General features: G+C 66.7%; 10 protein-coding genes and 1 pseudogene. 9 read left to right on the top strand and 2 right to left on the bottom strand.

Annotated features, from left to right (window positions below):
* The first annotated feature begins 7 nt into the window (after positions 1-7).
* The 6 genes from nuoL (at position 8) to ACFVHY_RS21095 (ending at position 9,159) form a co-directional block, all read left to right on the top strand.
* The gene (nuoL, locus tag ACFVHY_RS21120; protein WP_390275266.1) at positions 8-1,921 is read left to right on the top strand and encodes an NADH-quinone oxidoreductase subunit L; all 1,914 of its coding nucleotides are present in this window, start codon (positions 8-10) and stop codon (positions 1,919-1,921) included.
* Complete coding sequence (locus tag ACFVHY_RS21115; RefSeq protein WP_390275265.1) at positions 1,918-3,522, top strand: NADH-quinone oxidoreductase subunit M; 1,605 nt, start codon at positions 1,918-1,920, stop codon at positions 3,520-3,522. Before nuoL ends, ACFVHY_RS21115 begins: the two co-directional genes overlap by 4 nt.
* The gene (nuoN, locus tag ACFVHY_RS21110; RefSeq protein ID WP_390275263.1) at positions 3,522-5,294 is read left to right on the top strand and encodes an NADH-quinone oxidoreductase subunit NuoN; all 1,773 of its coding nucleotides are present in this window, start codon (positions 3,522-3,524) and stop codon (positions 5,292-5,294) included. Before ACFVHY_RS21115 ends, nuoN begins: the two co-directional genes overlap by 1 nt.
* Positions 5,295-5,485: 191 nt before the next feature.
* Positions 5,486-6,364 (top strand): LysR family transcriptional regulator, encoded by an 879-nt coding sequence (locus ACFVHY_RS21105; protein WP_390275262.1) that lies wholly within the window; start codon positions 5,486-5,488, stop codon positions 6,362-6,364.
* Complete coding sequence (locus tag ACFVHY_RS21100; protein WP_390275260.1) at positions 6,361-7,287, top strand: serine hydrolase; 927 nt, start codon at positions 6,361-6,363, stop codon at positions 7,285-7,287. The genes ACFVHY_RS21105 and ACFVHY_RS21100 overlap by 4 nt, the downstream gene beginning before the upstream one ends.
* Positions 7,288-7,386: 99 nt before the next feature.
* On the top strand, positions 7,387-9,159 hold the full coding sequence (locus tag ACFVHY_RS21095) for a penicillin-binding transpeptidase domain-containing protein (protein ID WP_390275259.1): 1,773 nt from the start codon (positions 7,387-7,389) through the stop codon (positions 9,157-9,159).
* A gap of 67 nt (positions 9,160-9,226) precedes the next feature.
* Here the strand turns inward: ACFVHY_RS21095 and ACFVHY_RS21090 are convergent, their stop codons facing one another.
* Positions 9,227-10,828: an alkaline phosphatase D family protein gene (locus tag ACFVHY_RS21090; protein WP_390275257.1), complete on the bottom strand. Its 1,602-nt coding sequence runs from the start codon at positions 10,826-10,828 to the stop codon at positions 9,227-9,229.
* A 133-nt stretch (positions 10,829-10,961) separates the two neighbouring features.
* Here ACFVHY_RS21090 and ACFVHY_RS21085 point away from each other — a divergent pair, with 133 nt between their 5' ends.
* The 3 genes and pseudogenes from ACFVHY_RS21085 to ACFVHY_RS21075 all read left to right on the top strand — a co-directional run.
* Positions 10,962-11,186 (top strand): amphi-Trp domain-containing protein, encoded by a 225-nt coding sequence (locus ACFVHY_RS21085; RefSeq protein ID WP_058251007.1) that lies wholly within the window; start codon positions 10,962-10,964, stop codon positions 11,184-11,186.
* Positions 11,187-11,460: 274 nt separating this feature from the next.
* Positions 11,461-11,979 (top strand): OsmC family protein, encoded by a 519-nt coding sequence (locus ACFVHY_RS21080; protein ID WP_390275256.1) that lies wholly within the window; start codon positions 11,461-11,463, stop codon positions 11,977-11,979.
* A gap of 592 nt (positions 11,980-12,571) precedes the next feature.
* Positions 12,572-12,766: pseudogene (locus ACFVHY_RS21075) on the top strand (GNAT family N-acetyltransferase); the annotation flags it as partial.
* 111 nt (positions 12,767-12,877) lie between these two features.
* Here ACFVHY_RS21075 and ACFVHY_RS21070 read toward each other — a convergent pair.
* A complete protein-coding gene (locus ACFVHY_RS21070) occupies positions 12,878-13,807 on the bottom strand; it encodes a hypothetical protein (RefSeq protein WP_390275255.1) in 930 nt (309 codons plus the stop codon).
* Positions 13,808-13,894: the final 87 nt, after the last annotated feature.

Genomic DNA, 13,894 nt, shown 5'->3' with positions numbered 1-13,894 from the left:
AGGATTGGTGAACGCCGAACTCACTGCGTCATTGCTCTGGCTGATCCCGGCTCTGCCGCTCCTGGGTGCGGCGATCCTCCTTCTCGGTGGCCGCGCCACGGACCGGTGGGGGCATCTGCTCGGGACGGGCCTCGCGATCGCGTCGTTCGCGGTGGCGCTGATCATGTTCACCGGCATGGTGTCCCGATCTGCCGACGAACGCGCCGTATCGGACATCCTGTTCAGTTGGGTACCGGTGGGCGAGCTCCAGGTCGACTTCGGGTTTCTGCTCGACCAGCTGTCGATGTGCTTCGTCCTGCTGATCACCGGCGTCGGCTCGCTCATCCACGTCTATTCGATCGGCTACATGCAGCACGATCCCGATCGTCGCCGATTCTTCGCCTACCTCAACCTGTTTCTCGCGGCCATGCTCGTCCTGGTCCTGGCCGACAACTACCTGGGTCTCTACCTCGGCTGGGAAGGCGTCGGACTCGCGTCGTACCTGCTGATCGGTTTCTGGCAGCACAAGCCGTCGGCGGCCACCGCGGCCAAGAAGGCATTCGTCGTCAACCGGGTCGGCGACATCGGACTCGCTGTCGCCCTGATGATCATGTTCGCCACCTTTGGCTCGGTGGCCTTCACCGCGGTGTTCGACGGTGCCTCCCAGGCGGGCGAGACGACACTCACCGCACTGGGTTTTGTGCTGCTTCTCGCCGCATGCGGCAAGTCGGCGCAGGTTCCGCTGCAGTCGTGGCTGGGCGACGCGATGGAGGGCCCGACGCCGGTGTCGGCGCTGATCCACGCCGCGACCATGGTGACCGCCGGCGTCTACCTCATCGTGCGCTCGGGCCCGATCTTCGACCTCGCCCCCGCCGCCCAGGTCGGGGTCGTGGTCGTCGGCGCGGTCACCCTGCTGTTCGGCGCCGTCATCGGTTGCGCGAAGGACGACATCAAGAAGGCGCTCGCCGCGTCGACGATGAGCCAGATCGGGTACATGGTCCTGGCCGCCGGGCTCGGTCCGGCGGGTTACGCGTTCGCCATCATGCACCTCCTCACTCACGGCTTCTTCAAGGCGGGGCTGTTCCTCGGCGCGGGATCGGTGATGCACGGGATGGACGACGAGACCGACATGCGCCGCTACGGTGGACTGCGCGCCCTCATGCCGATCACCTTCGTCACCTTCGGCGTCGGGTATCTCGCGATCATCGGTGTGCCGCCGTTCGCGGGCTTCTACTCGAAGGACCACATCATCGAGGCCGCGTTCGGCGCCGGCGGAGCGAAAGGTCTGATCCTCGGTGCCGCGGCACTTCTCGGCGCCGGGATCACCGCGTTCTACATGACCCGGGTCATGTTGCTCACCTTCTTCGGCGAGAAGCGTTGGCACGACGGCACGGACGCGCCGGCACCGCAACCGCACGAGTCGCCGCGTGTCATGACCGGCCCGATGATCCTGATCGCGCTCGGCTCTGTCGCGTCGGGCGGCCTCCTGGCCGTCGGCGGGTCGCTGGAGACGTGGCTCGAACCCGTTGTCGGAGAACACACCGCGCACCATCTCCTCCCGGTGTGGGTCATGACGGCGATCATCCTGCTCGTGGTCGCCGTCGGCGTGGCCGTCGCCTACCGTCAGTACACGACTCGACCGGTGCCGGTGACCGCGCCCGAGAACGTATCCGTGCTCACCGTCGCCGCTCGCCGCGATCTGTACGGCGACGCCGTCAACGAGGAGCTGCTGATGCGGCCGGGCCAGCGGGTCACCGCCGGCCTCGTCGCGGTCGAGTCCGACGGCGTCGACGCGCTCACCAGTGGTGTCGGTGATGCGGTGACCGGCGCGTCGCGTCGAATACGCGGGTGGCAGAACGGTTATGTCCGGTCGTATGCCTTGTCGATGTTCGCGGGTACCACCGTGATCGTGGCCCTGGTGATGGCGGTGAACGTCCTGTGAGCATCCCCTGGTTGACCATCCTCTGGGTCGCGCCCGCCGTCGGCGCGGCCCTTGTCCTCGCGGTCCCGGCGCACCGGCCGACCGCGGCGAGATGGTTCGCGCTCGTGGTGTCCGTGGCCGTCCTCGTCCTGTCGATCGGTCTCGCGGCCGGTTTCGATCCCGGTGGCGAGCGCTACCAGTTCGTCGAGGACGTCAGCTGGATACCGGCGCTGGGCACGCGGTATGCGCTGGGGCTCGACGGCATCGGACTTGTCCTGGTGCTCCTGACCGCGGCGCTCCTGCCCCTGCTGCTCGTGGCCGGCTGGCGCGATGCCGAGTCGGCGGGCTCGCTGGACAATTCGGGTGGCCGCGCACAGAAGGGCCCGCACATCTACCTGGCGCTGTTCCTCGCCACCGAGGCGATGGTGCTGATGAGCTTCGTCGCGCTCGACGTGCTGCTGTTCTACATCTTCTTCGAGGCGATGCTCATCCCGATGTACTTCCTGATCGGCGGGTTCGGCACCGGACCCAACCGATCTGCAGCCGCGGTGAAGTTCCTGTTGTACAACCTCTTCGGCGGACTCCTTCTGCTGGCCGCGGTCATCGGACTGTACGTGGTGACCGCCCAGGGCGGGGTGGGCCCAGACGGTGGCGGGACGTTCGCGCTGCCGGACATCGCCGCAGCTGTCGCGAGCGGACAGATCGACGACTCGACCGGGCTGGCCAAACTCCTGTTCCTCGGCTTCCTGTTCGCCTTCGCGGTGAAAGCGCCGCTGTGGCCCCTGCATTCGTGGTTGCCCGACGCCGCCGTCGCCGCCACGCCCGCCTCGGCGGTGCTGATGATGGCCGTGATCGACAAGGTCGGGACCTTCGCGATGCTGCGATTCTGCATGCAGCTGTTCCCGGACGCGTCCCAGTACTTCGCGCCCCTCGTCTGCGGACTCGCGGTCGTCAGCATCGTCTACGGCGCGGTACTGGCAATCGGACAGACCGACGTGATGCGGCTCATCGCCTACACCTCCATCTCGCACTTCGGCTTCATCATCCTCGGCATCTTCGCGATGACCGACCAGGGCCAGACCGGGTCGACCCTCTACATGGTCAATCACGGGATCTCCACCGCCGCACTGTTCCTCATCGCCGGCTTCCTCGTATCACGCCGTGGGAGCACCCTGATCGCCGACTACGGCGGCGTGCAGAAGGTCGCGCCCGTCCTCGCCGGCACCTTTCTCGTCGCCGGGCTCGCCACCCTTTCGCTCCCGGGGCTGGCCCCGTTCATCAGCGAGTTCCTGGTTCTCATCGGCACCTTCACCCGCTACCCGGTGGCGGCGGTGATCGCTTGCTCGGCGCTCGTCCTGTCGGCGATCTACATCCTGTGGACGTATCAGCGCATGATGGGCGGACCGACGAAACCGGCCGGCGACCGCTTGTCGTCGATGCGGGACCTGGCGGGTCGCGAACTCGTGGTCGTCGCTCCGCTGCTCGCCCTGCTCATCGCGCTGGGGGTGTATCCGAAGCCGATGATCGACCTGATAGATCCGGCGGTCCAGGCAACGCTCACCACTGTCGGCGTCGAGGCGCCCGAACCGGCCGTCGCCGAGTCTGATCCGGAGGGCAACTGATGACATCGACCACCCTCGACGACAGCCCGATGGCGCTGGCCGCCATCGACACACCCAGCGTCGAATACGCTTCTCTCGCACCGATGCTCATCGTGTTCGGCGTGGCGGTGGTCGGGGTGCTCGTCGAGGCGTTCGCGCCGCGTCGTCTGCGGTATCCCCTGCAACTCTCACTCGCGCTCGGCGGGTTGGTCGTCGGATTGGGCGCCCTGATCGCGGTGGCGGTCGCGCAGACACACGATGGCGCGAACGGCGAGTTCGCGATGTCGGGTGCGGTCGTGATCGACCGACCGGCGCTGTATCTACAAGGGCTGCTGCTGATCATCGCGGTCATCGCCGTCGGGTTCATGGCCGAGCGCCGACTCGAGCGAGTGGTCGCACCGGTGACGATGCGTAGGCTCGCCGGGGTCGGCGGCGGAGACGACGCGATCACGCGTGGCGGCCCGGGCGGTGGCGGGGTGGACGCCGACATGTTCACCCCCTCGGGCGCCTCGGTACCCAACACCGATGCCGAGTTCGAGGCCACCCGCGCCGGAGCGGTGACGACCGAGGTCTTTCCCCTGGCCCTGCTCGCGGTGGGCGGGATGATGCTGTTTCCGGCGTGTGGGGACCTGCTCACGATGTTCATCGCGCTGGAGGTGTTCTCGCTCCCGCTGTATCTGCTGTGCGGACTGGCCCGGCGTCGGCGCCTCATCTCGCAGGAAGCCTCCCTGAAGTACTTTCTGCTGGGCGCGTTCTCGTCCGCGTTCTTCCTGTTCGGAGCGGCCTTCGTCTACGGCGCCACGGGTTCGCTGAACCTCGCGACGATCGGTGCGTCGATCTCGGCGACCGCCGACAGCGGCGGTGACACCACGCTGGCACTCATCGGGCTCGCACTGCTCGCCGTCGGCCTGCTCTTCAAAGTGGGTGCGGTGCCGTTCCATTCGTGGATTCCGGATGTCTATCAGGGCGCTCCGACGCCCGTCACCTCGTTCATGGCCGCCGCCACCAAGGTCGCCGCTTTCGGCGCGCTGCTCCGGGTCTTCTACGTCGGCTTCCCGGGGCTGCGTGAGCAATGGGAACCCGCGCTGTGGGCGGTGGCCATCGCCTCGATGGTCATCGCCTCGGTCATGGCGGTGACCCAGAACGACGTCAAGCGAATGCTCGCGTACTCGTCCATCGCGCACGCCGGGTTCATCCTGCTCGGCCTGATCTCCTTCGACGAGGCCGGACTCGGCGCCACGCTGTTCTACCTCGCCGCGTACGCGTTCACCACTCTCGGCGCCTTCGCCACCGTCGCCGTCATCCGTGAGCCCGACACCGACTCCGGTCCCTCCGCCCGCACGGTCGCCATCCACGGCACGGCACCGCTGCCGCGAAACCCACACCTGTCCGGCCGCGAGGCCACCGACCTCACCCAGTGGTCGGGGTTGGGGCGCCGTTACCCACTGGTGGGCGCCATGTTCTCGGGGTACCTGCTCTCCTTGGCGGGCATCCCGCTGACCAGTGGCTTCATCGCCAAATTCGATGTCTTCGCCGCAGCGGCCGGTTCCGGCGGCGGCGTCCTGGTGGTCATCGGCGTCATCAGCAGCGCCATCGCCGCCTACGTCTACGTCCGCATCATCGTCGCCATGTTCTTCGACGACGTCCCCACCTCCGGCGCCCCGCACGTGGTCAAACCCAGTGTCCTGACGACGTCTGGCATCGCCCTGTGCACCCTCGTGACGGTGGCCCTCGGCGTCTTCCCGCAACCGCTGCTCGACCTCGCCGACTCAGCGGCGGTGTTCTTGCGCTGACAGATGATCAGGAACGGATCTGTCAGCGAAACGTCGACCACTGCGGAGTTGTGCAGGATCGTGCACGGTCACGTGTCGAGTTGGGGCATTTGGGTCCGGTATGCGACGCACACTGCCCCGACGTCAGGCGCTGTGTGTGGTCACTTCTCAGCTGAACCATTCCCGGGGTCAACCATGCCATCCTGGAACCCGTGGATCTGATCAGGCACTTGCGGTTCTTCGTCGCCGTGGCCGAGGAGGGCCACTTCGGCGAGGCCGCTGCGCGCTTGGAGATGACACAACCGCCGGTGTCGCAGGGTCTGCGTCGCCTGGAGAAGCAGCTGGGACTCAAGCTCATCCGACGCACCACGCGCGGCGCCGAACTCACCGATGCCGGACGCGAACTGCTTCCGCGCGCACGTCTACTCGTCGACGACGCCTCGAGATTCGTCGGCGAGGCCCGTCGGCTCCACGAGCGCACCGAGGTATTGCGTTGGGGTACCCCATCACTGATCGGCCCGACGATCACAGCCACGCTGGCACGCCGCATCGCCGGAGTCGCGTCCGGACAGGACACGGTCAGCTCCTCGACGGTGAATCTCGTCGAACAGGTGTCGGCCGGGTCACTCGACCTCGCGGTCGTCGAAGCGCCCTGTGTCACCGGCTCTTTGACCACCGGCCCGATTGTCGTCCTCAAGCGTTCGGTCGTGGTGCCCGCTTCGCATCCGACAGCAGATACCGACCGGCCGCGCCTGCGTCAACTCGCGGGGTTGCACTTCTGCCACACACCAAGGTCGTTCAACCCGCCTGCGCACGACCAGCTGATCGACCGGCTCCGAGAGTCCGGCCTCGACCCGCAACTGAATCCGGGGACCTCCGCCGACCAGGTGCTGGCCGCGGTCGCCGCCGGGCACGCCTTCGCGCTGACCGTCGATCGCGGTGTCCTCGCCGCGGTCGATGCCGTCCGCTGCCTGCCCCTCGGACCGGACGCCACCGCGCTGCGTCTTCGAGTCGTCTACCGCGAACCCGGCCTCAGCGAGGTGGCAGAGGTCGTCACCGCCGCCCTCTACCGGATCGGCAAGGCGACGTGAGCTCGTCGGCGCCCCTGCCCGAGTCGGTCCGCACCGAGCTCGATCGCACTGTCCACGAGACCTTCGCCGACGCCGGCTGTTCGGGGTGCGTGCATGTTCGGACGATCGGTCCGACGCCGGTCGAGTACTGCCACGACGCCGACACCCCGGTCGTCCTCGCGTCGGTCTACAAACTCGCGGTGTTGGTCTCCCTGTGCCGCATGGCAGATCGCGGCGACATCGATCTCACGGCGTCGATCACCATCGATCCCACCCGGTGGGCTCAGGGCCCGACCGGGCTCGCACTGTTCTCGGACCCGGTCACCATTTCATGGCGCGACCTCGCCACCTCGATGATGACCGTCTCGGACAACGTCGCCGCCGACGTCATACTCGCCCACATCGGACTGCCGCAGATCCACGACGACCTGGTCGAACTCGGCCTGATGAACACCCGGATCGTCGGTGGGGTCGCAGAACTGCACGAGCGCCTTCAGCGGGAGACCGGCACGAGCACCGTCGCCGAGGCCTTCGCGGCCCTGGCCGATCCCGACCTCGACGCCTCGGTCAGCGCCTACGACGCCGCCTACTCCAGTGCCGCGACACCGCGCGACTGTACGACGCTGCTCGACGCGATCTGGACCGATCGCGCAGCCTCCGCGGCGTCGTGCGAGTTCATTCGCCAGACAATGAGGAAACAGGTCTTCACTTCGCGCCTCGCTTCGGGGTTTCCGTTCCGCCGGGTGAGCGTCGCGGGTAAGACGGGCACGCTCGTCGCCGTTCGCAACGAGATCGGCGTCATCGAGTTCCCCGGTGAAGTGCCGATCGCGGTCGCGATGTTCACGATGAGCGCGAGATCCGAGATGGCGCTACCCGAGGTCGACCGCGCCATCGGAGAGGTGGCCCGCGTGATCGTCACCGAACTCCGAAGACCGGACGACTGACCGGAAACCGGCCCGGCAACAGCGGTGATAGCGATCCGCTATCGGCCGATCGCGTGCCGAAACTTGGCATCACGGCGGCCCGATGGGTTGGCTCGGGACATGCGTCGATGGTGGGCACTGGTGAGTGCATGTGTGGTGATCGTGGGCACGGTGTCGGGTTGCTTCCTGTCCTCGGACTCGCCTGCGGATGCGCTACGGTCGTTCGCGGCCGCGCTGCAGGAGGGCGATGCCACCAGAGCCGCGGCGCTCACCGATGATCCGGCCGCGGCAGGCGCGGCGATCTCCGCCATGTTCGACGGCATGGGCCGCACGCCCAAGCTCTCGGTCGCGGCCGACCTGGTCGACGACAAGGAGGTCAGTGGCACACTCGACCATCGCTGGCAGATCCGCGATCGGAGCGTCGGGTATCAGACCTCTGTCGTTCTCGCCGAGTCGGATTCCCACTGGAAGATCCGGTGGCAGCCATCCGTCCTGCACCGGCAACTCCGTGCCGGAGAATCGTTCTCGTACAGCGACGATCGCGCCTACCGGACGCCGGTCCTCGACACCAACGATCGACCGCTCATGACCTGGCAGGCCGTCACCGTGGTCACGTTGCAACGCGCGCAACTCGATTCGGCGGAGATGCTGGCCCGCGCCCTCCGACCCGTCGAACCCGGCATGACCGCCGCCGGTATCCGCGCGGCCTTCGCGGGCAACAATGCGCCGCAGCACACGGTGATCCGGCTCCGCGAGTCCGATCTCCGGCGCGTCCAGCGCTCGGTGGAGCCGATCCCGGGTGTCGCGCTCAGCGAGCAAGGCGCGCTGCTCAGCGTCACCAGAGCACTGCATTCGCCGGCGATGTCGGGACTCGAGGAGATCTGGCGCGAGCACATCGACGCCACGGCGGGGTGGTCCGTCCAGATCGTCGGCGCCGACGGCACACCCACTCATCTCGTCGACTCAGCGCAACCCGGTGTCACGCCACCGGTACGCACGACCCTCGATCGCGATGTCCAGACCCGAGCACAACTCGCCGTCGACGGCGAACGACGCCCTGCCATGGTCGTGGCCATCGAACCGTCGACCGGAGGCATCGTCGCCGTCGCGCAGAACGATGCCGCCGACAGGTCGGGATCGGTCTCGCTGTCCGGGCTCTACCCTCCGGGTTCGACGTTCAAGACCATCACGACCGCAGCAGCACTGGACGCCGGAGCCGTGCAACCGACGTCGCAGGTCCGCTGCCCTGGCCGCACCACGATCGAAGGTCGGACGATCCCGAACGAGGACGACTTCGACCTCGGGACCGTGCCACTGTCAACAGCTTTCGCGCGCTCGTGCAACACGACGATGGGCGCCCTCGCGAACAGGCTCCCCGACGACGCGCTCACCGCCATGGCACGACGGTTCGGCATCGGCGCGGACTTCACCGTTCCGGGCCTGACGACCGTCACCGGGTCGGTGCCCCGCGCCGATTCGCCTGCGTTGCGGGTCGAGAACGGTATCGGTCAGGGTACGGTGACCGTCAGCCCCTTCGGTCTCGCCCTGGCCGAGGCGAGCCTCGCGCGCGGTGAGACCGTGACCCCCGGCCTGGTTCGCGGAAGGGACACGACGGCGGACGTGGAACCGCAACAGATCCCGGGCGACGTCACTCGTGCACTCCGAAGCATGATGCGCGACACCGTCACCCGCGGGACGGCCACCGCCCTCCGCGACATTCCCGATCTCGGAGGCAAGACCGGTACCGCGGAGTACGGCGACAACGAGAACCCGCATGGCTGGTTCGCGGGGATCGTCGGGGACCTCGCGTTCGCGACGCTCGTCGTCGGAGGCGGGTCGTCCGCACCCGCTGTCGAAGTGACCGGGGATTTCCTGCGGCCGCTGAGCGAGTGAGCGCTTCCGCAGAGTGCGGGAACGGTACCGTATTCCGGGACGAATCCCGCACTCTCTCAACGGGTCGTCACGACGCCGGCTCGAGGTCCTTTCGGTACAGGGTCTTGCCCGACGCGTCGACCAGATCCACGCTCAGCACTTTGGTCCTGCCGTCGATCGTCACCTCGCCGAAGTGTTGAAACCCCTCGGCCGGTGACACATTCGACTCGGTGGGCGCATGGACGAAGTCGTATTCGGCACCGAATGTGCTGTCCAACGGGCTCTCCGGGAACGCACCGGCGTGCAACGGTCCGGCGACGAACTCCCAGAACGGCGCGAAATCCTTGAAGCCGGCGCGGTCGGGCTCGTAGGAGATCGCGGCGGTGTAGTGGACATCTGCGGTCAGGAACACCACGTTCCGGACGTTCTTCGTCTGAGACAGGATGCGGGATAACGCGATCTCACGACCAAGCGGATCGCCGGCATCCCCCTGGGCCACCGCTTCCATCGCCTTCGGACCGTCCGGCGGTGTCGTGTTCTTGTCCTCCACGACGATGCTCAGCGGCAGGTCATTGGCGACGATCTTCCAGGTCGCCGTCGACCCCCGTAGTCCGTCGATGAGCCACTGGGTCTGTTCCGGACCGAGCAAGCCGTCGACGTTGTCCCTCGACCACGCATCGGGGTTCGGGTCCTTGTGGCTGCGCATGTCGAGGATGAAGACGTCGAGCAGCGGACCGTATGACATCTTGCGGTACAGACGATCCGAGGCACCGATTTCGACGGGCTGCCATTCCTGCCACGCCTGACGTCCGTTGCGCGCCAACACGTCGACACTCATCTCGGTGTATCCCTCGCGCCCCTGCCCCTCGAGACTCTCCCCTGGAAACCAGTTGTTGACGACCTCGTGGTCGTCCCACTGCACCAGCTGCGGGACTGATCCGACGAAGCGTCGGAAGTGGTCGTCGGTCAGGTTGTACGCGTAGTTTCCACGAAACTGATCGACGGTCTGCGCCACCTGCGCCTTCGCCGGACTGGTGATGTTCCGATAGGTCTTCCCGTCGTTCTGTTCCTGAGTCGCCTCGACCGGGTTGTCGGCGTAGATGGCGTCGCCGGAGTGGATGAAGAACTGCGGGTCACGGTCGGCCATGGTGGCGAAGATGGTCATCCCGCCCATATCTGGGTTGATGCCCCACCCCTGGCCGACCACGTCGCCGGACCACTGGAACGTGATGTCGCTCTCCCGCACCGGAGCTGTCGTGAAGGTGCCGGTCGCCGGTTCGGAGAGCGCGCCGTCCTCACCTTCGAAGGTGACGCGATAGTGCACGGTCTGGCCGGGCTCCAGGCCGGCCACCCGTAGTCGGCCGGTCCCGTCGCCGGCGGGCGTCACCTGCGGTCCGCGGAATTTTCGTGCAGCGGCGAAGGACTCGCTCGATGCGGTCTCGACGATCATGGTTGCCGGCCGGTCCGACCGCGCCCACACCAGCGCCCCTCCGCTGGTCACCTCGCCGGCGGCCACTCCGTGGGTGAGGTCCGGCCGGTTCCTGACCAGACTCGGCGTCGCCGAACCAGGATTCGACGACCCGCAGGCCGCCAGCGCGGACCCGACCGGGACGAGGAGCGCGCCCGCGGCGGCAGTCCGCAGAATCGTGCGTCGGGACGTGGGACGGTCTGCTCGATGAGGTCGGGTCATGGGCGCCAGGGTGGCGCAGCACTTCCAATGGCTGGTGACAAGTGGGTGACGAGAAGGTGTCCGCCTCCGAGCTCGGTGTCATCCGGCACGCGTGCCGCTTGACCGGATATGCCCGGTCGGCTCAGATGGACTGATGAGCGACGAACTGTTCGAGCACAAGACCAAGACCGAACTGACCCGTGAAGAGGCGGCGAAGAGGATCCACGAGCTCGCGGACGCCATCGCGCGTCACAACGAGGTGTCTTTCGTGGAGAACAACAAGACCGTTCGCGTCGACATCCCGGCGAAGGTGCAGCTGAAGATCGAGATCGAGCGGGGCGAGGACGAATCCGAACTCGAGATCGAGATCACCTGGTAGGTGTTCGAACAGCGGGCGACTGGCGACAGCCGAACCCGACCAACTCGACGCTCAGACCTCAACTCGACTGCCAGACTTCGATCGAGGTCTGGCAGTCGAGTTGAAGTCCGGCGGTCGGGGCGACGACGCTGACCGTTCAACCGGCCCATGCGATCGCGCAGGATGCTCCTCCGCGCCGCAACATCCAAGTGTTCCGCTCACCGTGAGGCAGACCGTCGTCGTTCTCGACGGTGCCCGATAGCTTCGTCGGCAACCGGACCGTCGAAGGGGCACCATGACCGAGACCGCCACCCGCCTCAACGACGTAGACGTCGCCGCCGTCGGCCAACTGGTCGAAGCGATTCAGGACGACGCCGGCAAGGCCCAGACGACATGGGCCGCGCATGTCCAGTGGAACGGTTCGTTCGCGTCGGCGGCACGGGTACGCGACTTCCCGCCGATCCCGTCCGACGAGCCCGCTGCGCTCGGCGGCGGTGACACGGCACCCAACCCGGTCGAACAGCTCCTCGGTGCGTTGGGTAATTGCCTGGCCGTCGGGTACGCCGCGAACGCCACAGTGGCGGGCATCGAACTCAAGGACTTGCGAATCGACCTGAAGGGCGACGTCGACCTCCACGTCTTCCTCGGACTGGCGGAGGGACATGCCGGATTCGAATCCATCACTGCGAGAGTCACCATCGACTCCGACGCCCCGCGCGAGAAGCTCGATGAGCTGCACGCCAAGGTCCAGGCCAGTTCACCGGTCGGACACACCCTCGCCAACGCGGTGTCGGTGGAGATCGTGTTGAGCTGAGTTCTCGGACTCGGCGACCGTCTGGTCGAGATCCGAAAGAGGCTGGGCGAGTGCACCAACGAGTGCGCTCGCCCAGCCTCTTCGTCTGTACAGCAGTAGTGCCACCCAGCGGCTCGGCAATCGCCAACGGTCACACTGTCGTAGCCCGGTCCTATTCTGCGAGTGCCACGTGATCGAGACGCATTCCCGACCGCGGGCATGAGTCCTCCCCGTCCGGGTAGTTCATGACTCCAGTCGCCGCGGTCTCGTGTGAAACCCGGTCGACGCCCGAGCGCGTCAATTATGCGCAGCCTACCCATCACAGAAGGAATCGAAGATTCATGACAGACACTCCCGTCGGGATCACGAAGAAGATCCTCTACATCGACATGGACAACACCCTCGTCGACTTCAAGTCCGGCATCGACAGACTCAGCGCGGTCGAGCGCCGGAAGTTCGAAGGCAGCCTCGACGATGTCTCCGGCATCTTCTCTCTCATGGACCCGATGCCCGGCGCCGTCCAGGCGTTTCATCATCTGTCGAGCCTCTTCGACACCTACATCCTGTCAACCGCGTCCTGGGACAATCCCCTCGCCTGGACCGAGAAACTGCTGTGGGTGAAGATGCACCTCGGACGGGACGAGGCGGCCGTTGCGTCGGATCCCGACGTAGCCCACCGGGATACACCGAGATCAGCGCCGTCTGCACCGCTCCCGACCACCGCGGGCGCGGACTCGCGTCCCGGCTCGTACTCGACCTGGCGCACCGCATCCGGACACGCGGCGATATCCCGATCCTGCATGCTGATGCCCGCAACGTCGGCGCAATCCGACTGTACGAGCAGCTCGGCTTCGTCGTCCGCCGGGAAAGTGCTGTTCCAGATCGTCACTGCCCCACAGTGATCACGGTGCCAGAAGCCCTACAGTCGATCGCGCTTCAGCGACTTCACCAGCGGCGCAATCTCATCGAGGTAGATCGAGGCCAGCACATCCGATTCGTCGGCCAGGTGCCGCACCCGATCGGCCTCGGCCCGATCCCATTCGGTGGCAACGACGTGCTCGAAATCGTCGATCTCACCGACACGGTCGAGCCACGCTTGCTTCTCCTGGCGATGTTGAATCTGCGCGACGATCTGCTCGTACCCGGCGAACGCCTCGAGTCGCCGCACGAGTTCGTCGAGTCGCCCCGAAAGGAGGAGCGATTTGTCGGCGAAGGTCGAGACCACTTCCGGGTCGGCGGCCAGGTGCCCCGACGGCGCCTCGCCGAGCAACGAGAACTGGTCGCGAAGGCCGACGGCCGCGCTCGCGATGGCGTTGACCTCACCGCTCAGGTCGACGCGCACGGAATGGCGATCGAAGAAGTCGAGACGCCACGCGGGTAGTTCACTGATGCGGTCGGCAACCGCCGCGGTCGTCCATGCGATCTGGCCTATCGGGTCGGATGCGAAGCGGTCGAGTGCGCCGGTGTCAGATCCGACGTCGATCCCCTCGGACGGCCGACCGCACCAGATCTCCAGGGCACGGAGCTTGAACCCGTCGGCATCGATCTCTCCGCTGTCGGTGGAATCGCCGTCCAGTCGCTCGCGGATTGCCTGACACGACTCACAGCGTCGAGCCTGTGCGAGTCGAAGCGTGTCAGCGAGGTCGCCCAGCGGATCCGCCGGGGAGTCCTGAGCCGCCCGCGCCGGGCCCGGGTTGCCCGACCGCAACCGTGCCGCCGACCTCCGGGCGCGTCGGTCGTCGCGCATGCCCGTGAACATCGCCGAGAACGCGCCGATGGCCATTCCCAACAAGACGACGAAGGCCGCCGCCATGACCACCACGAAGACGGCAATCACGACGTACATCATCAATCCAGTACACCACGGTTGACGACGAGGTGGCCGATTCCTGTGCAGGACAGCGCACGCCTGAAGATGTCGGACCACGTGCATACC

It is taken from the genome of Gordonia sp. NPDC127522, assembly GCF_042672305.1.
Lineage (GTDB): Bacteria > Actinomycetota > Actinomycetes > Mycobacteriales > Mycobacteriaceae > Gordonia > Gordonia hongkongensis.
The sequence above is the reverse complement of the archived record's forward strand: the minus strand, read 5'-3'. Positions and strand labels throughout refer to the sequence as shown.